Raw genomic sequence first — 22,759 nt, 5'->3', positions numbered from 1 at the left:
CTCCTTTCTATTTAACTTCAACTACTTGCTTAGCATCTAATAAAATCAAATACTTGCCAATAACTTTCTTCTTACTAAATTCATTTAATGCTTGTTCATACAAGCGCAACTGACCAGTATATTTTCCTTTAATAAGCTCAATCGATTCTTTCAAATGAGACTTATTAACATGATCAGTCTTGTAGTCAAACAAGATAATACCATTATTCGTAACAAAATAACCATCAATTGTCCCATGAACCAAAATTTTAGCATTTGGATCACTAAATTTTTTAAATAGAGTCTTAGCCGAAAGCAAACTAGAAAAATCTACCTCTCGCTTAAGATTTTCCGGCTTTTTCCAAAAATCCTTGGCAAAATCACTATGTACAAACCAATTAATTTGGTCTTTTTTAAGACTAGAGACAATATCAGGGTTTAATTTCTTTTGCTCAATCAACTCATCAATCTCTTGATTCAATTGCTTCTCAGAATAATTCTGCTCATAATCATAATACTGCAAAATTAAATGCATTGCTGTACCAATCTCCGCCCCGGTAAAAGTGGTTTGATATAAAAAGTTAGGCTTAGTATCAATTGGTTGCAAATAGCGATTAGTCGATTTTAATAAATGCGAATTTTCTAGCTCTGTGTCAATCGGATCATTAAATGCCTTTTTGATTTCAGATACCGCTTGATAAGCTGTAGTTTCACTGGCATCTTTAAAAGGATATTTAAATTGATAGAGCTTTTTAGTGGTCGATGCCATTTTCTCTAATAAATTGTCATAATTGTTTTTTTCAACTTGCTCCACCTTTTTTTGATCAGGCAGCAAGCTTTCATCTTGATAATCAACGAATAAAATAGATTGGCTTTGATCAAGTGATTTAGTAATGTCATTCATTTTAATCGCAATATGACGATCAAAAGCTAATACCGGCCCCATAAAGCTTAAAGAACTAGTAGCAGACAGTTTCCTAGCTAAAGGTAATTTTCCCGCCTGATTTAGTTCCATTGCCCAATCCTTAACCTTTTTAGAGAAATTAGGAATATCGCCTACTAAGATCAGCTTTTGTTTTGCTCTAGTTAGAGCAACGTACAAAATTCGCGCTTCTTCTTCAAGTAATTGACGTTTTTTATTTACGTTACCCATAGCTTTAACTAGTGAGTCAACCCGATAATGTTCTTCGCGCACTGTAATACCTAAACTACTTGAATTAATAACATAATTGCCATTTAAATCACGCATTTGATAGCGATGCTGCATCCCCACATAAAAAACAATCGGAAACTCCAGCCCTTTAGAACCATGAATCGTCATTAAGCGCACTGCATTACCTACTTCCTTAGTAAGTAAAGGCTGAGCTAAATCTTTTTGACTACGGCGCATTCGATTAATAAAATTGATAAACTGATACAAACCTTTAAAGCCTGCACTTTCATAAGACGACGCGCGTTCATATAAAGCCTCTAGATTAACCCGACGCTGTTCTCCATTAGGTAAAGCAGTCATAATTTCTAGTAAATTAGTCCTAGCATAAATGCTCCAGATTAATTCTGAAATACGATGAGTCGTGGCGAACCCACGCAAGTCTGCTAGCTGATTCAAGAAGTTTTTGCACTTATCACTTAATTTATCACCCATTCCCACATAGGAAGTTAATGCTCCATAAAAACTGCTATTTTTACTCTTAATCCTAATTTTAGCTAAGTCTTTCTCATCAAAATTAAACAATGGTGAACGTAAAACTGCAACTAATGGAATATCTTGATCTGGATTATCAATAATTTTTAGATAATTCATGATAACAGTTAATTCAAACGTCTGGAAGTAGTTTTCTGCATCGGTAACAAATAGCGGTACATTTCTTTTAGCAAACTCCTGCATAATTTGCAGATTATCACTACGACTTCTAGTCAGAATAGCAATATCGCTATACTTCATTTCACGCCTTTGACCAATTTCGCTATCAAAAATTTGCGTATGTTCTTCTTTTAATTGCTTGATTCGGGCTAAAACCATTTGAATTTCTGAAAAATCAACCCCTTCTTCATCATTTGTATTATTTTGCTTTTGATGAATAATTACTTCACTAGCTTGGGGCAATGATTCAGGGTAATATGCAGCTCCATAAATTAGCTGTCCTTCCTTGGCATAATCAATTCCACCAAAGTCAGAACTCAGAATAGTGTTAAATAAACGATTAACTATCTCCGTCACAGGCTTAGTAGAACGAAAATTATCAGATAATAAAATACGTTCTTCATGAGCATTTTCACTATTTGCAAAATCATGATATTTCTTTAAAAATAAACTAGGTTCAGCTTGCCTAAAGCCATAAATCGACTGCTTTACATCCCCTACCATAAACATGGTATTCCTTCCAGGGCAACGAATCTGTTGCAGAATTCGTTCTTGCAGTTCATTAATATCCTGATATTCATCAATCAGAATTTCCTTGAACCTATTTTGATAAAAATCACGCGCCATCTGCGAATTAGTCGTTTTACCATTAAGAATCTGGTAGGCAAACTGTTCCATATCGCTATAATCTAATAGATTCTCTTGCCTTTTTAAAGTATTAAAACTACTAATCAACTTTTGCTCAGCACTAGCAATTGCCGTTACAATTTTTTGCCCATTTTGCATAACTTTGCTTTGACTTTCCTCATCCAACGCAAAAAATGAAGTATAGGTAGTAAAGACCTGATCTTTAGCCTCGTCTTTAAGTTTTTGCATTTCTGCATAAAAGACTAAAAGATCCTCATCCCATTTCTTAGATTTTTGATACCTTAGCGTAAACTTACATAACCGCAACAACGCTTTCTGTTGATCATATGATTTGTCTTCTTTCAAAGCTTTAATAAAATTGCCCAGATTCTGTAAAAACAAGCTAAAATCCTTCTTCACTTTAGCCAATTGTTCAGTTTCAATAATTGGATTGTCCAAATAAGAACTAATTTTAGTTTCTAAATCCGTAAAGCTGGTTAAAAGATATGATTTAATTTGCTTTTGCCAAATTGCAGACTCAACTAAGTTATTTTTAATTTCATATGCCTGAGGCAACTGATGCAACCAATTTTCATATTCAGGCTTAGCCATTGCAAAATTATATAAATCTAACAACAAATCACGCGGACTCTCCGCATCACGATCACCTGCAAAATTATCATAAAAGCGGCGAAAGTCAGAATCTTTTTCTTCTAAATATTTTCCTTCTACTTCACGCAGAGCACGCTCCTTCAAAAGAGCAGCTTGAGTTTCATCAGTTAAGATACTGAAACTAGGATCTAAATTAATCAAGTAATAAAAACGATGAATTACTTCTAAACAGAAAGCATCAATTGTTGAAATATTGGCTGTATCCACTTTATTTAATTGTTGGCGTAAATAACGATGATTACTATCGGGCTTAACCAATTCTTTAGTCAATGCTGTCTTAATTCTCGTTTTCATTTCTTCAGCGGCAGCCTTGGTAAAAGTAACAACCAATAGTTCATCAACCTGCGTACCTGCTAATACTTCTTTTAATACGCGTTCAACTAAAACCGTTGTCTTACCACTACCGGCCGAAGCGGAAACCAAAATGTCTTGTCCACGATCATTAATTGCCTTTTGCTGTTCTGTAGTAAATTGTGGCACGCTAGTTCTCCTTTCTCAACTTCTCTTTAATTTTACTAATTAAATCTTTCTTATCTAAACTATTAATTTCATGATACTGATTTTGTCTTAACATAGCATCAAAGAAGAAAATATCCTTAAAGTCCGAATACGTTAAGGCACTGTGAGTTTTACCATAACGATACGGATTAAGTTTAATCTGACCTGATAAAATCTGACTAGCTGCTTGCTTAATCAAATATTCATCATATTGGAGCAACAACTCAATTTCATCTTCGTTAAAATTATGTTGACGCGGCAATATAAAACCGCCATTTTTCTTAGTTTTAACTCCTGAATATAATTGTGATGCATAGCCTGCTTGTTTAGCTAAAAGCGGCTCTGCTTCGGTTAAAAGCTCCGGATTATTGCTGATTAAACCGTTGTACATTAATTTAGGCTTACTATCAATTGCGTCTTCACGCAAATTAAAATTAGCATCAATTAATTTTTTATTATTCAAACGATCAAGCTGTCTAGTTACAGTTTGATAAAAAGCACCTAACAGAGACAATTGATCATCACCAGCGAAGAATTGTCCATTTTTAGTTAAAACATCCAGGTAAGAAACCATTTGCAAAGCAATACCGTTATAAAACATTCCTAAATCAAACTTTTTAGCAGAAGACTTATAATCAATTACTTGCGCAATCACTTGATCCTTATCCGCAAAATTAGCTAAATCTACTCGATCCATTTTACCGCGCAGGTCAACATAATGTTGTCCCGACAAGTCAGGTACAGTTAAACTTAGTCCTTTAATTTTTGCACCTAAGCCAAAACTTAATTCAGAGTATCCTGCTCGAAGCGGTGTCTTTTCTAAGGAACGACGCCAATTACCATCAACCTTAGAAGTAGTATGATCTAGACATTTAAATAAATACTTATTAAAAGGATCATTCATTAATTGAGCATATTTACCTTCGTCTTTCATTACATCACGAACAGAGTTAAGCATTTGCTCAAGCTCAATACTACTCAAGTCAGCTAAATCTATTTTCTGCTGATTAAGCCGTTTGACTAAACGATCAAAGGTTTCATGGAAGTAATTCCCAGCTTGGATAACATCAAATTCATTTTCAAAACGTCGTCGTAATTTTAAACCATAAGTTAAGAAATATTCATAAGAATTTTCGTAAAAGGTTTCTAATTGCGAAACAGAAGAATTCAAATTTTGTCCATATAGTTTAGCAGCTAAATCTGGACCAATATCTTCTGGCTGATTATCAAAATCGCTAGCTGCTACAACCATTTTTACTTTTTCTGGCAAGTACTTCTGTGTAAGTTGCAATAATTCACTGACCATCTTAGATGAAGTCAGTGAATTCATATAAGCTAAATAGCCTAGACTGGCATTTGGATTAGTAATAAAGGCTAACAATCTCTCAGCTTCATCTGGCAAATCATGTTGCGCTAATTCTGGAGCACCATCCTCAGCTAAGCGTTTATAATAAATTGATGGCTCCAATCGCTCATTTGATGCATTTAGCACAGGATAAGATAGATAAACCCGATCTTGGGCAAGCGACAAAGATAAACCAAACTGATAATTCTGATCTAAATTATTCAGCTGCTGATTATCCTCTAAATATGAATCTGAACTAAAACTCTGCTGTAATTGATCTAAGTTTTCGGTAGTTAAAAATCCTGGTGTCTTTTGAATAGCAGGCAAATTACCAGCCGTTGCGCCAATTATAAAGACTTGCTTATATCCGCTGACCTGTACCATTCCCATTTCAGATAAATTAACCGCATCTAAAGTAGAAGGAATTTGGGAGAAATTAGCTTCACGAAAGGCATTGATTAACATATTAAAGAATTCATCCAGATCGAATTTTTCAGGATTAATCGTTAAATAATCCTTCAAAAGCTGAATCAGCAAATCCCATAACTGCTCAGGTTGCTCTGCTTGTTGCAAGTCACCATTTTCATTTGCCTCATCACGCCACTTCTCTAACCGTGCAGCAATTCCATTTTTTACTAAAAAATCAAAGAAAATAGTTAAAGCTTTCGTACTTTCTGGTTCATTTTCTAGTTTTTTAAACAAGTTTGTTACTTTATTTACTAAAAAAGCCCGCAGACGATCAATTTTTGCTACTTCTTCATCCATCTTATCGAGTCGAATCACCTCTGCATCAACAAAATTTATGAATGGCTTTTTCCATAAATTATGATTAATTCCATGAGCTAACACAAAATTCTCTAGTTCATCAACATCATAAATATATTCTGCTTCTTCTTTATACCAAGAAGGAATCAGCAAGTGTGTTTTTAGAATAGCAATCATACTTTGAGTTGAAAAAGCATTCGTAGCCAAATCTCGCAATGCAAAAAGATTTTCAATTAATACTACTAATGGATGGTACTTCATCTCCTGCTGCAGATCATTGAAAAATGGAATGTTATTTTGCCTTAAAATAGGCGTTAAATACGTCTCATATTCTTGCAAATTAGGTGCTAAAATCAAAAAATCTCGGTAGCGATAATTATTTAATGCCACTTGCTGATAAATAGTCCGCGCTACAAAATAAGCTTCTGCATAACGTGAATCGGCCCTAACTAATTGAACTTGTTTTAGATTATCCACTTTAGGGATAGCTTCATTCCATAAACTATTTAGAAGCTCTCTACTAGATGGCTTAGATGATAGTGGAAAGCTCTTAGTGACATAATTCATATTTCTTTCTTGCAAAAAAATGACTAACCGATTAATTGTTTGCTGAATTACATAATCATAGTCACCTTCCTCTGTTTTGGGATTGATATCCCCCAGCCGCGTCTTAAAAGCTAAAGTAACATTTTGTGCTTTGCGCATTAATAATTTAATCGTTAAACCCTCTTGTAACGAAAAATGAGAGAAATCACAAAAATAAAAACTAGCATGTTTTAGTTTTTGACTCTTGGCTAGCAAATCGTTTAATTTTATCTGCACTTCATTTTTGGTTGAGAATTTACCAGCAATTTCTTTAATAAAAGCATTGTAAATAATACGTAAGTCATGGATTTTATGTTTAGTCTCTTCATCTAGATTGGTTTCATCAATATCATCCAAATTTAAATTGCTATCATATACCTGCAAAATTGTTCTGTATAATTGATCAACTACACCAGAGTTAGAGCTCTCAAAAATAGTTAACTCGCCTTCTGCTTTCTTTTGCTCAATAATATGCGTTAAAAGCATAGCACTAGCTGCATCATCAAGTTGAGTAAGCAACCCTTGTTCTGCGTCTTTTAAAAAGAACCAAGCAAGACGGGAAAAAGATAAAATGTATAAATTTTTAACCGCAGTTTCAGTTTGATTTTTACTAATAGCTAGTTTGTTAATCGCCCTAACTTCTGTGGTAAACTTAATATGATTAGGAACGATGATAAAAGTTTCGTTTTCTGGATGTTGCTTATAATTTTCTATTGCTTCTTCCAGAATTTTTTCTTGTAATGGATCAGTTTGTCGACCTGTTAAAATTTTGATCATTTGTTCGCACTCCTTGCTTATTATTTTATCATAGCAAGATAAATTATTTAACTAATGTTTATTAAGGATGAATAAAGAAATGAAAAGTAGTTATTTAGCTCATGGAAAAGTTATTCTAGTTGGTGAACACTCCGTTGTTTATGGCTATGATGCCTTAGCTATGCCAATTAAAGCACTGCATATCAAAACGACAGTAGAAAATAACGACCAAATGTGGATGGATACAGCACGTTATCATGGCCCATATTTTGCTGCTCCAGATGAGTATAATGGGCTTAAGTATGTTGTAAAAACTATGCGCGAAAAAGCTCATAATGAGCAGCCTCTAAAAATTACCTACACAGGTGAGATCCCAATGGAACGTGGTTTTGGCTCAAGCGCTACGGTAGCATTAGGTACTACTGAAGCCTTAAATCAATTTTTTGATCTAAAATTGAGTGAAGCTGAAATTATGGACATTACTAATCATGCAGAAATGATTAATCATGGCAAAGCTTCTGGCCTGGATGCAGCTACTGTCCATTCTGACTATCTAGTATTTTTTAATAAAAAAATGGGACCTAAAACTTTACAAGCTAAATTAGGTGCTACTCTTTTAATTATGGATACGGGGCAGTTGGGTAACACTAAAGAAGCCGTCACTCAAGTCCGTGAGTTATTCAATAGCTCTGAGAAAGCTAAAAAAGATATGCAACGACTTGGCAAACTAGCCGACCTTACTAAAAGCGCTTGGATTAAGCATGACGTAAAAACTGTAGGGGAAATATTTAATGAAGTTCAAACTATTTTGCATTCCTTTAACCTTTCAACTGCTAAGATTGATCAATTACAAAAAATCGCATTAAATAATGGTGCTATGGGCTTTAAATTATCAGGTGGCGGTCTTGGTGGCATTACTATTGCTTTATGCAAAAACAAAAATATTGCTAATAAAATTGCCACTACGTGTCAAGATTTATTTAGTGACTTTTGGACAGAGGAGATATAAAGGCAATGAAAAAAACAGTACGTGCACATACGAATATTGCTTTAATCAAATATTGGGGTAAAGCAGATGCTAAACTACGACTGCCCTTAATGTCTAGTCTATCGATGACTCTCAATGCCTTTTATACTGATACTTCTATTTCCAAGGCTATTGACAAAGATATTTTTTATTTAAATAAAAAGCGACAGACCGCTCAGCAAAGCAGAAGGGTTCTTAATTATCTGAGTTTGCTCAAACAAAAGTTTGATATCAATGATCATCTAATTGTTGAATCAATTAATCATGTACCTACTGCCGCTGGTCTTGCTTCCTCTAGTTCAGCTTTTGCGGCTTTGGCTGCGGCTTTTTGTAAATATTATGATATTAATGCAAATCCAACAGAATTATCTCGTTTAGCCAGAATAGGATCAGGATCAGCCAGCCGGTCTATTTTCGGTGGCTTTGCTATTTGGCAAAAAGGAAACTCTGATGAAAGTTCCTATGCTTATCCTCTCGATGAACATCCTCAAATGGATTTACGCCTTCTAGCAATTGAATTAAATACTCAACAGAAGAAAATTTCGTCTACTCGTGGAATGCAAGATGCGCAATCATCGCCTTTCTTTAAGCCTTGGCTTAAACGCAATGAATTCGAATTAAATCAAATGATTAATGCTATTAAAAACAATGATTTTACTACTTTAGGTGAATTAGCAGAACTTAACGCCAACGAAATGCATGCCATTAACTTAACTGCTCAGCCAGAATTTACTTATTTTGAACCTGAAACTATCCGAGCAATTAAACTAGTAGAGCAATTGCGACAAGAAGGTATCGAATGCTATTATACTATTGACGCTGGGCCTAATTTGAAAGTACTTAGTCAATTAAGAAATGTCAAAGATATTATTCAACGCTTTTCGTCAGAATTCAATAATGTTAAGATAGTGAATGCAAGTTTTGGTCCTGGAATTACTTATTTGGACTAAATTGTAATAAGAAAGTTATTTAGATTCGAGGATTTAGTTCTTTTGATAACAGAAAAAGCACCTGGAAAATTATACATTGCTGGAGAATATGCAGTCTTAGAGCAGGATTGTCCTGCTATTTTGGTGGCAGTTAATCAATTTGTACGTGTTTCTATTACTAAAAGTAAGACGTCAACTGGTTTAATTCACTCTAGACAGTATTCGCAAGATTCTATTCACTGGGTTCGTCAAGGCTCAAAGATGGTAATCGATAATCGTGATAATCCCTTTGAATACATTTTGGCAGCAATTTCTTTTACAGAACAATATTGTATTGAGCAAGGCATCAAGATGAAGGTCTATGACCTACATGTTAACTCCGACTTAGATTCAGCTGATGGTAAAAAATTCGGCTTAGGCTCAAGTGCCGCAGTCACGGTTGCTACAGTTAAGGCAATCTTGCATTTTTATGGCGTTAAGATGAGCAATGAATTAGTCTATAAGCTTTCAGCCATCTCTCATTACTCCGTACAAGGTAATGGCTCAGCTGGTGATGTTGCAGCTAGTGTGTATGGTGGTTGGCTAGCTTACCAAACCTTTGATAAAAAATGGCTCAAATTGCAGTTAGAAACTAACAATTTATCTGACGTAGTCAACGAAGCATGGCCTGGCTTAAAAGTCGAATTACTCACTCCGCCAAAAGATATGAAATTAATGATTGGCTGGAGCCAAAAACCAGCTTCTACTTCTCGTTTAGTTGATGAGACCAATGCTAATAAGGCAGCATTAAATATAGAATACAAGAATTTCCTCTCCGCTTCAAGAGCATGCGTGTTAAAAATGATCGCAGGTTTTGAAGCGAATGATATTGCTATGATTAAAGAGCAAATTCGAGCTAACCGCAAGTTATTGCAACACTTTGCTAAAATTAATCAAATTGCCATCGAAATTCCTCGCTTGACTAAATTAATCAAGATCGCCGAAAGCTATGGTGGCGCTGCTAAGACATCAGGTGCTGGAAATGGCGATTGTGGGATTGTAATTACTGATTCTGAAACCGATTTGGATGCTTTAGGAAATGAGTGGCGTCACAACAATATCTTGCCTCTTAATTTCAAAATTCACCAAATTAGCCTAACCCACTAAATGGAGCATTTGCATGTCAATTAGATCTAAGAGAAAAGAAGAACATCTGAACTTAGCTCAGATGTTTTTTAATAAATCAAATTTTAATAGCTTCGATCAACTTCATTTACTGCGTCCTGCTTTACCAGAAGAAAAAGTTGACTTAGGAGTTCTAAAAACCAAAATGTTTAGCAAAAGCATTGCAGCACCGTTTTTTATCAATGCTATGACCGGTGGTTCTAAAAAATCTAAGACAATTAATCAAGCCTTGGCCCAAATCGCTAATAAAGAGCAAATTGCATTAGCACTTGGTTCAGCTAGCATTCTCACTAAAGAAAGCGAGCAGTTAGACAGCTTTTCGATTGCTAGAAATGAAGATCCCGACGGCATATTAATTGCTAATGTTAACCCAGAAACACCAGCTACAGAAGTTAAAAAGATTATTACTGATTTGGCTGTTGATGCACTTCAAATCCATCTTAACACAGTACAAGAAATCGCTATGCCTGAAGGTGATCGTGATTTTTATTGGTTAAATAATATTAAAGAAATCCGCCAAGCAGTTGATCTGCCAATCATTATCAAAGAAGTAGGAATGGGATTAGATCAAAACAGCATTCATTTATTAAAACGAGAAGGAATCGATTATTTTGATGTTGCGGGTAGCGGTGGAACTAATTTTGCCAAAATTGAAAATGCTCGCAATCAACACGATGTTTCCTATCTCGAAAATTTAGGCTTACCTACTGTCATTTCAGCATTAATGGCTAAAAAAGAAAACGTCAATTTTATCGTCTCAGGTGGAATAAGAAATCCCTTAGATATCTTAAAAGCTTTAACCTTAGGTGGACAATACGTAGGAATTTCTAATGTCTTTTTACAGCAATTCAACCTTCACGGCCTAATTGGATTACAACAATTAATTAGAGCATGGAAAGAGGATTTAGCAGGTTTAATTGCCATCTATGGGAAGCATGATTTAGCTTCCCTAACTGAAATAAAAAAATATTATGATTTTTCTTTAAAGAATCAAATTGATCAACTAATTTAACATTTAAAAAGCACTTAAAGTGCTTTTTATTTTACATAATTTTAGATATTTAACAACTTTAATATTTCTTTTTGAACAGCACTTTCATTGCTTGAACCAATAATCTGATCTGCGGCTTTTTTTGCTTCAACCAGAGCTGTCCCGGTTGCAAAACTCCGACCTGCATACTTCAGCATCCCTACATCATTGCCACTATCACCAAAAGCAACCATTTCGGTAGATTTAATACCCAGTTTTTTACTTAAGTATTCCAGTCCTACTGCCTTATTCATTCCTTTAGTTTGCATATCAATCGAATCAGCGGCACCAGAGACAAAACCAATATTAGGATATTTCTCTTGTAGTTCCTGCAAGATAGTTAGCATTTTATTTTCGGGTACGGTCAAGCTAACCTTAAAAATCTGATCATTAATTTCGGCAAAAGATTTAACTAATTCCAAATGTTCAACATACTTTCTCATTTCTTTGATATAAGCTTTAGAATTGGTATCTTTAACATAAGCACTAACTAAACCCATTACAATTGCGGGATAATGATAATTCGACGCGATCTTTATTAACGTTTGATAAAGTTCTCGGCTTAAAGCATCAATATGCAAAATCTGTTTACCCTTTGCTACCAGAGCTCCATTTTCCGCAATAAAATATATTTTGTTTAATACTTCGGGAAAACGAGTCATTAAATTGGCGTACTGATTTCCACTAGCTACAACAAATTTAATATTGCGTTTTTGCATTTCTTCAAATTCACGCAAAAATAGTTGTCGATCATACTGCTTTTCATCTGTCAGCCAAGTACCATCCATATCTGTAGCAATTAATTTAATCATTTTCTCAACCCCTTAGGATAAAAATTCTTTAGAACTTCGTTGTTAGCCACTTTGCCAAAACTAAAAATTAGCCGCTGACAGCTAACTAAAATAAAGCCCCGCAATTTACTTTTAACTTTAACCGTTTCGCCATGTAGATACTTTCGATAATCTTCTATTGACAAGTCTACAACTCGCTCCTGTTTTATTTGGCCTAACACCTCCGCTAATTGATGACTAGGTTCAAAGCGCTTTTTCTTTAAAATCCCTAACTCTACTCCATTATTTAAAATATGAAGGTCACTTCTTACCGGTAAACTAATGACAGGGACAAAAACGTGATCTTTTCTAACCAACGCTTTTTTACGCCAATCAATTAATCCGACTGGTAAACTATAATGATCTAGCACTTTAGCTATCAATTCTTGTTCATTTTGACTTAAACATGTGGCAGCCCTGTTTCCTTTCTTTTTGCGATGCTTTTTCTTAATTTTTGGTACACTAGCTGTATTTGATTTTTGTAAAACGGCCGCAAACTGCCCCTCACCTATCCCGTCTTGAGGCCAAAAACGCAAAGTATTAACTAACTCTGGATTATCATCAGCCCATTCAGGATGACCTAAACTAATCCGTTCGTCTTTAATCCCTGTCTTTAAAATAGAAAAATGATATTGACCAACCAGCCAACTTACAATTTGTTCATCTTCTTCAGGCGAAAAAGTACAGGTCGAATAAACCAATCGGCCTCCCGGCATAAGCATTTTTACCGCTTCTGCTAAGATATCTTTTTGGCGTTGCTGACAAGTTAATAAATAATTTAGCGACCAATAATCAATTGCGTCAGGATTCTTTCTAAACATTCCTTCACCACTACATGGTGCATCTACCAAGATTACATCAAAAAATTCTGGAAAAACAGGCGCTAAGCGTTCTAGACTTTCATTAGTAATTAAGGTGTTACTAATACCCCAACGCTCAATATTTTCTCTTAATGCCTTGCTTCGCGTAGCAGAAATCTCATTTGCAACCAATAAACCCTCATTTTTTAATTGTTCTCCCAACGCAGTAGTCTTACCACCTGGAGCCGCACACAGATCTAGTACTTTATCTCCTGGTTTCACGCCGCTAATTGCTGCCGGGAACATTGCTGCCGGATCTTGAGAATAAACATAGCCACTTACCCATTCGGGATCCTCACCTGCAACTTCACCGTAATATGCATTGCTAATATCAGGAACAGGTTGAGTCAAATTATATGAAATCTCTTGTTCAGCTTTTAAAGAATTAACTCTAAATGCTTTTTTACTGTCCTCGTTCATTGCTTTAAATAAGTCCTGGGCTTTTTCAGTTCCCAATAATTTATTATATTTATCCTTAAAACTAGTCGGTAATTTCAACAACTTTTTTATCCTTTCTAAATGAGTGCCACAGCGTAATCCCAAACATAATCACGCAAATAATCCAACCCAAAATAAGCACAGCAATTAATGAACCATAAGTTGAGTAGAAGGCATGCCATCTAAAAAATAGATACGTTAATAAGGCTAACAAGCCTTCTATCATTATTAAACGTACGCTGCGATTAATTACCCAATTGCGTAATAAATCTCCGTGTAAGCGAGTTAAAGTGGCTTGACGCTTAATTACAATAGCTAGTAAAACGTTCCCCACTACACCAAATAATAAACAAGCTAGGCAAAGCAAAATATCTGGTAAAACTGACCAACGTGCTTTATGATGCTTTTGAACAAAAGAAGGAATATGAACTTTAGCTCTGTAATGTCTAGCAATCTTATTAATGACATTAGGCGTACCATCGACTACAATGCGATAATCTTTTAATTGCCCTTTAGCTGTAGGCTGATCAATTCCTGTACTTAGATAGTACTTATTCATTTTCACTTGCGGATAATTCTTAAATTCGCCAATTACTGAATAATAATTCTGGCCTAAAACAATATATTTATTATTTTGAACATTTAACAAATCCACCTTAGTGGCCGGTCCTAATACGGCAAAAGATATATGCCCTTCAAAATCATCTGGTGAGAAATAGCGTCCAGTTTCCGTCGGCAAACTTCTTACTGAATGATTAGCCCATACTAAAACTTGATCTTTTTCATAATTATTATCAAAGTGTAATTGAATTTGATGATGGCGATATTTTTTATTCAAATATTGCAAAAAAGAACTAATACTCTGACTACTATCAGTTCTAAAAAAACGTGTATTGTTGGTTAAGCCATGTGCTTCCAATAATTCGTCAGCATAACCAGACTCAATATTAGAAAGCATCGTTCCCATCCCTAAAAAGGCAATTAAGGGTAAAAGCAATAATAAAATCTTTTTATAATTCATTATCTATTTCAAATACCTGTTCATTTATAAAATCAAAACTTTGAAAAGACTGATTAATTTCAGCTAACGCAGCATTCTTAATAAAATGGTTTCGCTGCCAAAAAGCCGGCGAATTAGTAGCCCCATTCTTTTCGCCAATAAAAAGCAAATGACTACTAGGGTTATACTTTTTCCATGCCTGAATTGCATCCAAGTCACTATGTCCAAAATTTGGCGACCAGGAGCAAATAATCAAGTCAACCTTAGCATAACGCTGAACAGCATTTTGGGCTGGCAGATCAATTACTGGATAAAATGGTTGAGCTCCCGTAGTGGAAGTTTTAGCCCACTCTAGCGAATCAGTACTAATTACGTTAATGCCAACCTCTGCTAAGGCCTTTGACCAATAAGCATTACCCGCCATAATCTCTAAAGCAGAATTTACCTCTAGCTTTTCTTTAATCAACTTAGCAGTTTTTAAGTTAGCTACAGACCAAATACCATACTTTAGGGATAAATACTGTCTAAAATTATTGAGTAAATTATTCATAACCGTTAATTCTTCTTTTTTTGCGGCGTCAGTTTTAACCAAAATGTTTTCAAATTCATCTGGTAATAAGCCTAGCCTGCGTGGTGCTCTAGGCAACGGCCGACCCTGTTGTACATAATTATCTATCCTTGTTATCTCTTCAACTTGTTTATGAACCAATGGGTCACTAATTTTTTTGTCTAAATTGGTTAATTTTGTTAAAAATTTTGTCATATCTTGATACCTTACTAATGATTTTACCATTCAAAGACGGATAAATCAGTTATAATAAAAACAGCAAGTAAAGGAGATTTTTTATGGCAGAAAAAACCAAGAAGAAAAATGAAGACGAAGAAAGCGTAGGCCGCTTCGTTCTTGATATCATTATTATGTTTGCAGTTTTGATGGGGATTTACTATTTTGTCTTTAGCTTTTTCCTTTCAAATGAAACAGTTTCAGGTCCTTCGATGCAGCCAACTTTTGAAAATGGTGATCGTTTAATTACCGTGCGCCATTTCGATCCTAAACGAAATGATATCGTAATTTTAAAAGCACCAGATCAAAAAGGTGCCCTCTATATTAAACGAGTAATCGGCACCCCAGGCGATATGGTTACTTCTAAAGATGATAAGCTTTACATTAATGATAAACAAATCGCAGAACCTTATTTGAACAATCGCTACGAAAAACAAGCACATAAATTAGGCGAACTTTACACTAATAATTTCACCCTAAAAGAGCGAGTACCCAAGAATGAATACTTTGTCATGGGTGACCATAGAGACGTATCTAAGGATTCTCGCTACTTTGGCTTTGTTAAGCGTAAGGCGTTAATTGGACGAGTTGTCTTCCGTTATTGGCCATTCAATCAATGGAAAACATTTTAACAAATTAAACAGTTAAAAATTTTATTTTTGGCACTGTTTTGATTTAAAATTAAAGTGTAAGGAGAAATTATTATGAATGAGCAAGAAGAATTGTCTGATGCAATTATTGATTTTCAAGTTAAGCATCATGTAAATGATACCAACTTGGCTTTCGCTAGTCACCTTTCAGTTGAAAAGGTTCATGCAATGAAAACTGGTGAAGGTGAATTCACTAATGAAGAGGTCAACCAACTTTACGATTACATGTCAACTAATGCTTAATTGATAATTTAGTTTTGAAAAAGGCTTCATCCCTTAATTGGGATGAAGCCTTTTGTATTATCTATTCACAATTTTAGGTTCAATCCATTTTTTAACTAGCCATAGATCAAGCAAGCCGACTATGATATTAATTCCTACAAGGAAAATATCATCTAGCCAGACCGGATCATATATCTGTAAAGTTCGTTGCTTTGCATCAATAAAATTCTCTAAATGAGGCAAAATAATTGAAGCGAGATAAACACCAGTAATAACTAAAACCGCAATGATCAATAATCTAATCCATAAAGTACTTTTGAACGGCAGTTCATCAGAAATGATCTTGGAAACAAAATTAATCAAGCTCACAAAGAAATAAATTGATAGGATTATCAAGACGATGAAGAACCAATAGAAAATAAACGAAGTCTGAGAAGAATTAGTTATGCCAGGAAACGTTCTAGGATACAAGCCAAATCCTTGGAAAACATAGGCTAAACTTTGCATCCCTTGAGTCGGAATAAGCAAGATAGTGTTTACTACTTGCTGCAAGAAAAAGAAAACCCCACAAGCTATTAAGCTACTGGTAATATTGGCTATATAAATCTTACGATCATCAACCGGAATTAAATGCCGAGTCTGACTAGTGTTAATCTTCTCATTTTGCCAACACATCGTTGCACAAAAAGCCAGATCAAATAGCATTGTCAGATTGATGAAGTTGCTTTGCCAAAAATGACCTAAATCATGATCAGTAGAATAAAAGAAAAATAAATTATAATTCTTAGTAATTAAAGCAAATACAGAAATAAAAACTACTGCGAAAAGATTAATCAAAAAAATTAGATATAAATACTTCCACTTTTGACTCCACATTTGCTTAAATAACTGTCCAAAGTTAGTCAAATTATCATCCCCTTTTTAACGGTTAACCATTCTCGGTTCAACAAATTTATGCATTAAATATGAATCGATGATCCCTAATAAAACTGATCCACCGAAGAATTCCGCAATTGCGATTGCAATAATATCTACATATCCCTCATTGCCGTTTTTCATAGCGTGACGAATATACATCACGGTCATTTGATCATTAAATCTGAAAGCAATAATTACAGCAACGATTACTAAGATTGCCATTACTAAGATCTTTATTCCTGTAGTATTCTTACCAGGTAACTGATCGGTAATTGTTCTAGTTAATAAATCGGCAAAGCTGACAAAAGTAAAGATAATCAAACAAATTCCAACTAGATATAAGAGAAACTCTAAAAATGGCCAAAAATCGGACCAAGAATAGCCTCTTGAGAGTCCGAAAAAGCTTTTAATTTCTGGAGCTAAATTCTCATGTGAACTGAGAAAATCTAATAATAAAACAACAAAGCCAATAGCTAATTGAATTACAAAAATATAAACACATTGGATTAAGCTAGAAAAGATATTAATTAACCACATTTTAATGCTAGAAACTGGAACTAACCGCCAAGTCTGACTTAGATTAATCTTCTCATTTTGCCAACACAATAAGGCTACAAAAACAATATCCGCAAAAATTGTTGTTACCCAGCCTAATCCCAGAATAAGATCAAAAAGATTATAATCTCGTGGATTATAGAAAAAGATAAAAATATTTCCTTCATCGTTGGTTAACCAGCTAATGATCGTCATGAACAAAACGGCAAAAGTCTGTACTAGTAAAACTAGGTGAGCATAGCGAACTTTTTGTAAAAACATTTGCTTAAATAAAGGCTTAAAACCTGTCATATAAACCTCCTAATTCTGCTTAGCTTCTACAAATTTATTTAATAAAAAGATATCAATTAAAGTTAGCACTGCATCAAACACTAAGAATTGAATTAATACCGGGCCCATTCCCATATTTTCACTAATATTAAGTGATAAAATTTGATTAGTAGCACCGATAAGTGCATTACCTGCATAGCCTAAAAGCCAAATAACTACAACGATGGTAATTACTCTAACCACAAAGATTAAAAACTTGTTGGAACCATTAGGCAAAAAATCAATAATGCTGCGGCTGCTTAAATTGAGTAAACTAACAATTGCATACCAGGCATAGCCTAACAAAATAATTAGCACTAATGCACCCAGCATTTGCCAACAACTCTGAGCATCAATTTTCCAATTTGCGTGTCCTAAGGCAGTCTTTATCTCACCACTAGATAAGAATAGCGGTAGAGCCGTAATTGCAACAATCACAAATTCCAGAATTTCAAGCCAAATATATGACAAGAAAGCTGTACCAAAATTGCTTAGTAAGAACTTGGTATCGCTAATTGGAATTAAACGCCAAGTTTGACTGCGATTGATTTTTTCATTTCTGATTGATGAAACAATCCAATAGATGAAATTAGCAGGAAACGATGTTACCAAGACTATTGACGCAAAAATTGCTAGAGAACCGATGATGGGGTTAATTGCTTCTTTAGCTGTATCATTAACAACATTAAAGTCACCATGAAGAGAAAAAGCAGCAAAGATTGTAAAACAGAAACTAGCAAAAACCTGAATCAAGAAAATTAAATAAACCGTCCTGCTTTTTTCTTGAAACATCCGATTGAACAATGTATTGAAACTAGTCATTATTCATCATCCTCATCTGTATAAAAACTTTCGTAGTATTCTTCAATGGTCTTGTGATTTTGACGAACATCTTCAGCGGATTTATGCTCTAAAACTGTATGGTCTTTAACAATTACTACTTCATCAAGCAAAGATGAAATTTCGTTAACAAAGTGGTCTGAAATCAAAATTGTAGATTTTTCATCTTTCCATAAAATAATTGAATTAATAATCTTCTTGCGGGCCATTGCATCAATACCGCCAAACGGCTCATCAAGCAAATACAAATCGGTTTTACGAGCAAAGGTCAAGGCAATAATCAGCTTTTCTCGCATCCCACGTGACAACTGACTAAGTTTCATTTCAGGATCAAGATGCATGAATTTACGTAATTCTGTAAATTCATTTTCATCGAAATCTTGGAAAATAGTAGCATAAAATCTGTCTACTTCTTTAATTTTAGTTGAGTCACTAAAGCCTGTTAACCCATCTGTAAAGGACAATTTTGCCTTTCTCTCGTCCTCTTTAGTAGCACCTTCTAAGTTAACGGTACCCTTATAATTTTTAGCTACACCGGCGATAATTCGCATCAGTGTAGTCTTACCTGCTCCGTTTTCACCGAGCAAAGCAACAATTTTGCCAGAAGTCAGGTTCAAATTCACATCTTTTAAAATTGTCTTTTGATTTTTCTTATAAGTTAAATCCTTAACAGTTAGTAATTTACTCATGATCCTTACTCCGTTTTAAATAATCCTCGAGAGTGGAAGCTAAATTCTGTCTTTTAACTCCTAACTTCTCCATATTTTGTACAAATTCATCCAGCTCATTATCAATCAGCGATTGCTTCGTCTTAGCTAACAGTTCTGTATCTTCAGTAACAAAATTACCCTCACCACGTTTTGTGTACAAAATCTGCTGCGCATTCATTTCCTGCAAAGCCCGCTGAACTGTATTGACATTCACAGTTAACTCTAAAGCTAGTTTTCTAACTGAGGGTATCTTCTCGCCTGCCTTTAATTTGCCCATGGCAATCTGACGGTAAAGATATTGCTCAATTTGAAAATAAATGGGAATGTTGTCCTTAAATTCCATTTACTCACCTTCTGTATTTAATACTGTATTATTTCTCTATTACACTAATAATATTACCTAGTTTTAAATCGTTTTTCAAGTCTTATTAAAAATAATTTGTTTCACACTTATGAAAATCAATTAATTTAAATAAAAAATAAGCGATGAATCTTTTTATAACAAGATCTATCGCTTATTTATTAGTAGAAATAGTATTAGTGTATAACTTTGAGTTGACTAAAAAGCAAGATTAAGATACTGATATTAAAGCTTCTTGACTAATGATAAAACTCTATATTTTTATAGTATTTTAAAATTTTGTTTCACTACTTGGCTCTTTCAGCATTTAATTCAGCCATTTTAAGCATGACATCAACGGTTTTCCACATCGATTCCAGTACAGCATATTCATAGCGTCCATGCATATTTTCTTCACCAGCAAAAATATTTGGACAAGGAAGTCCCATATAAGTCAATTGTGAACCATCTGTACCACCACGAACAGGATCTTCATTAACTTTAAGCCCTTCAGCCTTATATGCATTCCCTAGCCAAGTCGACAATATCCATATGCTTCTTTAATTCATCGGCCATATTGTAGTATTGGTCATTCATCTTAAGGGTAATGCGTTCAGTGCCGAACTCATCGTTCATCTTTTTAACGATTGATTTAACTAAATTCTTCCGCTCTTCTAAGCCATCTCTTTCAAAATCACGAATGATATAATCCAAGTGCGCATGATCAACTGTACCATCAAAGTGTGACAGATGGGAGAAACCTTCACGTCCTTCAGTATGCTCTGGACGATCATGTTCAGGCAATTGATTATGAAAATCGATCCCAACTTGAATGGCATTGATCATTTGGCCTTTAGCAACAGCTGGGTGAACGTTAACCCCCTGAATATCAAGATTAAATTGGGCAGCAGAGAAAGTCCCCCAATCAAGTTTTCCTGGAGCTTCGCCGTCTACAGTAAAGGCAAAGTCAGCGCCAAAGTCTTTAACGTCAAAGTGTTCTGCACCGGTACCGATTTCTTCATCAGGCGTAAAAGCTAAACGAATCTTACCATGCTTAACTTCTGGATGATTCATCAAATATTCCGCAAAAGTCATTAACTCTGAAATGCCACATTTGTCATCCCCACTAAGCAAAGTATCACCTGAAGCAGTAATAATTGTTTGGCCTTTGTAATTCTTCAAATTTGGAAAGACTGCGGGATCTAAATAAAATTCTGAATCACCTAATTGAATCTTGCTTTCACCATCATAATTTTCATGAACTTGTGGCTTAACATTCTCTGAATTAAAATCAGCAGTATCACAATGTGCTAAAAAGCCCATTACGGGCACATCATAATCAACGTTAGCAGGAATTTCAGCAATCAAGCTACCAGCTTTTTGATTGTAGTGAATATCACTTAAACTTAGTTCTTCCAAATCTTTCATAATGATATTCTTTTGAAAGTTTTCTTCTCTTTCAGTAGACGGAAAACGATCTGAATGTTCATCTGAACGTGAGTTGACCTTAACGTATTTTAGAAATCTTGGTAATAAATTTGGGTATTCCATGGATATTTTTCCTTTCTAATTTAGGACAAATCTTGAAATGGATTAGTTGAAACCTCTGATAATTCAACCCCAACATTCCAGTTATTCTCTTTATTCCATTTTTTAAGACGGTCATAAACCTTATATTTAAATAACTTTTCAGTATAGTGACCTGGATCAACTACTGTAAGTCCTGAAGAAATCATGTCATGACCAACATGGTAATAAACATCGCCTGTAATAAAGGCATCAAGCTTATCATCTAAGGCTCTAGTCCAATACTTGCCGCCATCACCGCAGATAAAACCAACAGTAGAAATTTGCTTATCATTATCTGCTGTAATTAAACGTGCCATCCTAATGCCCATCTTTTCTTTAACATAATAAGCAAAATCATATGCGGACATTGTCTTAGGCAACTTGCCCTTTCGTCCCATCGCAATGCCATCATCATCTAAGCAAAATGGTTCAACATCTTGTAAACCTAATTCTTCGGCTTGCCAATCGGCAGAACCGTCTTGTGCTTTGTCAGAATTGGTATGGATAGAATAAACAGTAATGCCATTTTTAATAATAGCGCCATACATTGCATTTTGCGGATTAGCAAAGTCTAAATTATGAGCTGGACGAAACATTACGGGATGATGACTAACAATGAAGTTAACTCCTTTTTCTACTGCCTCATCGACTACTTGTGGGCGAACATCCAAAGTTGTCATAACCTTAGCTACATCTGCTTCCATTGAGCCAATTTGCATCCCTACAGGATCACCTTGTGAAGCAATCTCCTCAGGGAAGTCTTCTCTTAAACGTGTTACGATATCTTTTACTTTAGTCATTATTAATTTCCTCTTGAATTAATTCAATATGATGCTCAACCTCATTAATACGGTTTTCATCTTTTTTTCTAGCTTTATTCAAATTTTGCAATAATTTTTGATTATAAGCCAATTGACCCTGCCATTTTTGATAAAAAACAGGATTCTTTGCTCGTAAAATTAACGGGCCAAAGAAAATTTCCTTTTCAGTCAAGTTATGTCTATCCTCAGTTAATCTGGCTTTGATTAATTCATAGGTATGGCCGGCTTCAGCGATTAGTTTTTCATCAACTATCTGATAATTGTGCATCATCAGCCAATTACGTACACCTGCTTCCCCAATATTGGGCTCTAACACCAGGGTCTTAAAATGATAATCCCGATTCCATGCAGCATCAAGAATATTAGTCATTAGTTTACCACCCATGCCAGCAATTACAACAGTATCAATTTGATCAACATGCTTAACCGTTTCTAACCCGCTACCTAAACGCGTTTCAATTTGACTAGTTAAACCCGCTTCAGCTATGTCTGTCTTAGCATTTTCAAGTGGTCCAGGCGCGATATCACTCGCAATCGCATACTGAATTTTACCATTTTTAACTAATTCAATCGGCAAATAAGCATGGTCTGTTCCAATATCCGCCAGACGACTGTTAGGATCAACCATCTTTGCCAAAGTATTTAATCTTAAGTTCATTTTGCCTCCAAATA

At 34.8% G+C, this 22,759-nt stretch carries 19 protein-coding genes and 1 pseudogene; 6 read left to right on the top strand and 14 right to left on the bottom strand.

What is annotated here, in order from left to right:
- Nucleotides 1-7: 7 nt before the first annotated feature.
- Nucleotides 8-3,622 carry a helicase-exonuclease AddAB subunit AddA gene (addA, locus tag BLP58_RS00975; protein ID WP_013854001.1) on the bottom strand — a complete coding sequence of 1,205 codons (3,615 nt, stop codon included), beginning with the start codon at nt 3,620-3,622 and terminating at the stop codon, nt 8-10.
- 1 nt (nt 3,623) lies between these two features.
- Nucleotides 3,624-7,112, bottom strand: a complete 3,489-nt coding sequence (locus BLP58_RS00970; RefSeq protein WP_013854000.1) for a PD-(D/E)XK nuclease family protein — start codon at nt 7,110-7,112, stop codon at nt 3,624-3,626.
- A 79-nt stretch (nt 7,113-7,191) separates the two neighbouring features.
- On the opposite strand from BLP58_RS00970, the gene mvk reads away from it, so the two are divergent.
- The 4 genes from mvk to fni are packed head-to-tail and all read left to right on the top strand — an operon-like array spanning nt 7,192 to nt 11,223.
- The gene (gene mvk, locus BLP58_RS00965) at nt 7,192-8,100 is read left to right on the top strand and encodes a mevalonate kinase (protein ID WP_013853999.1); all 909 of its coding nucleotides are present in this window, start codon (nt 7,192-7,194) and stop codon (nt 8,098-8,100) included.
- 5 nt (nt 8,101-8,105) lie between these two features.
- A complete protein-coding gene (gene mvaD / locus BLP58_RS00960) occupies nt 8,106-9,068 on the top strand; it encodes a diphosphomevalonate decarboxylase (RefSeq protein ID WP_013853998.1) in 963 nt (320 codons plus the stop codon).
- Nucleotides 9,069-9,110: 42 nt separating this feature from the next.
- On the top strand, nt 9,111-10,193 hold the full coding sequence (locus BLP58_RS00955; RefSeq protein ID WP_013853997.1) for a phosphomevalonate kinase: 1,083 nt from the start codon (nt 9,111-9,113) through the stop codon (nt 10,191-10,193).
- 13 nt (nt 10,194-10,206) lie between these two features.
- On the top strand, nt 10,207-11,223 hold the full coding sequence (fni, locus tag BLP58_RS00950; RefSeq protein ID WP_013853996.1) for a type 2 isopentenyl-diphosphate Delta-isomerase: 1,017 nt from the start codon (nt 10,207-10,209) through the stop codon (nt 11,221-11,223).
- 41 nt (nt 11,224-11,264) lie between these two features.
- Here the strand turns inward: fni and BLP58_RS00945 are convergent, their stop codons facing one another.
- The 4 genes from BLP58_RS00945 to BLP58_RS00930 are packed head-to-tail and all read right to left on the bottom strand — an operon-like array spanning nt 11,265 to nt 15,132.
- Nucleotides 11,265-12,053 (bottom strand): Cof-type HAD-IIB family hydrolase, encoded by a 789-nt coding sequence (locus BLP58_RS00945; protein WP_013853995.1) that lies wholly within the window; start codon nt 12,051-12,053, stop codon nt 11,265-11,267.
- Entirely contained in the window at nt 12,050-13,432 is a 1,383-nt protein-coding gene (locus tag BLP58_RS00940; RefSeq protein WP_013853994.1) for an RsmB/NOP family class I SAM-dependent RNA methyltransferase, read from the bottom strand. Before BLP58_RS00940 ends, BLP58_RS00945 begins: the two co-directional genes overlap by 4 nt.
- Entirely contained in the window at nt 13,413-14,390 is a 978-nt protein-coding gene (locus BLP58_RS00935; protein WP_056941203.1) for an ABC transporter permease, read from the bottom strand. Before BLP58_RS00935 ends, BLP58_RS00940 begins: the two co-directional genes overlap by 20 nt.
- On the bottom strand, nt 14,380-15,132 hold the full coding sequence (locus tag BLP58_RS00930; RefSeq protein ID WP_013853992.1) for an SAM-dependent methyltransferase: 753 nt from the start codon (nt 15,130-15,132) through the stop codon (nt 14,380-14,382). The genes BLP58_RS00935 and BLP58_RS00930 overlap by 11 nt, the downstream gene beginning before the upstream one ends.
- Nucleotides 15,133-15,215: 83 nt before the next feature.
- Between BLP58_RS00930 and lepB the strand changes: the two genes are divergently transcribed.
- Together lepB and BLP58_RS00920 are read left to right on the top strand one after the other, a co-directional pair.
- Entirely contained in the window at nt 15,216-15,785 is a 570-nt protein-coding gene (lepB, locus tag BLP58_RS00925) for a signal peptidase I (protein WP_013853991.1), read from the top strand.
- A 72-nt stretch (nt 15,786-15,857) separates the two neighbouring features.
- Nucleotides 15,858-16,046, top strand: coding sequence for an LBP_cg2779 family protein (locus tag BLP58_RS00920; protein WP_013853990.1), 189 nt, complete (start codon nt 15,858-15,860; stop codon nt 16,044-16,046).
- Nucleotides 16,047-16,103: 57 nt separating this feature from the next.
- On the opposite strand, the gene BLP58_RS00915 is transcribed toward BLP58_RS00920, so the two are convergent.
- From BLP58_RS00915 to BLP58_RS00880, 8 genes and pseudogenes are all read right to left on the bottom strand, one after another.
- Nucleotides 16,104-16,931 (bottom strand): hypothetical protein, encoded by an 828-nt coding sequence (locus tag BLP58_RS00915; protein WP_013853989.1) that lies wholly within the window; start codon nt 16,929-16,931, stop codon nt 16,104-16,106.
- A 15-nt stretch (nt 16,932-16,946) separates the two neighbouring features.
- Nucleotides 16,947-17,789 carry a hypothetical protein gene (locus tag BLP58_RS00910; RefSeq protein WP_013853988.1) on the bottom strand — a complete coding sequence of 281 codons (843 nt, stop codon included), beginning with the start codon at nt 17,787-17,789 and terminating at the stop codon, nt 16,947-16,949.
- Nucleotides 17,790-17,798: 9 nt separating this feature from the next.
- The gene (locus BLP58_RS00905; protein WP_013853987.1) at nt 17,799-18,629 is read right to left on the bottom strand and encodes a hypothetical protein; all 831 of its coding nucleotides are present in this window, start codon (nt 18,627-18,629) and stop codon (nt 17,799-17,801) included.
- A complete protein-coding gene (locus BLP58_RS00900; RefSeq protein ID WP_013853986.1) occupies nt 18,629-19,336 on the bottom strand; it encodes an ABC transporter ATP-binding protein in 708 nt (235 codons plus the stop codon). Before BLP58_RS00900 ends, BLP58_RS00905 begins: the two co-directional genes overlap by 1 nt.
- Nucleotides 19,329-19,700: a GntR family transcriptional regulator gene (locus tag BLP58_RS00895; RefSeq protein ID WP_013853985.1), complete on the bottom strand. Its 372-nt coding sequence runs from the start codon at nt 19,698-19,700 to the stop codon at nt 19,329-19,331. Before BLP58_RS00895 ends, BLP58_RS00900 begins: the two co-directional genes overlap by 8 nt.
- 305 nt (nt 19,701-20,005) lie before the next feature.
- Nucleotides 20,006-21,248: pseudogene (gene pepT / locus BLP58_RS00890) on the bottom strand (peptidase T).
- Between the two features lie 20 nt (nt 21,249-21,268).
- Nucleotides 21,269-22,066 (bottom strand): Nif3-like dinuclear metal center hexameric protein, encoded by a 798-nt coding sequence (locus BLP58_RS00885; RefSeq protein WP_013853984.1) that lies wholly within the window; start codon nt 22,064-22,066, stop codon nt 21,269-21,271.
- A complete protein-coding gene (locus tag BLP58_RS00880; protein ID WP_013853983.1) occupies nt 22,059-22,745 on the bottom strand; it encodes a tRNA (adenine(22)-N(1))-methyltransferase in 687 nt (228 codons plus the stop codon). Before BLP58_RS00880 ends, BLP58_RS00885 begins: the two co-directional genes overlap by 8 nt.
- Nucleotides 22,746-22,759 lie beyond the last annotated feature (14 nt).

Source organism: Lactobacillus kefiranofaciens, from assembly GCF_900103655.1.
Taxonomy (GTDB): Bacteria; Bacillota; Bacilli; order Lactobacillales; family Lactobacillaceae; genus Lactobacillus; species Lactobacillus kefiranofaciens.
This window is presented reverse-complemented; position numbering and strand designations above follow the sequence as displayed.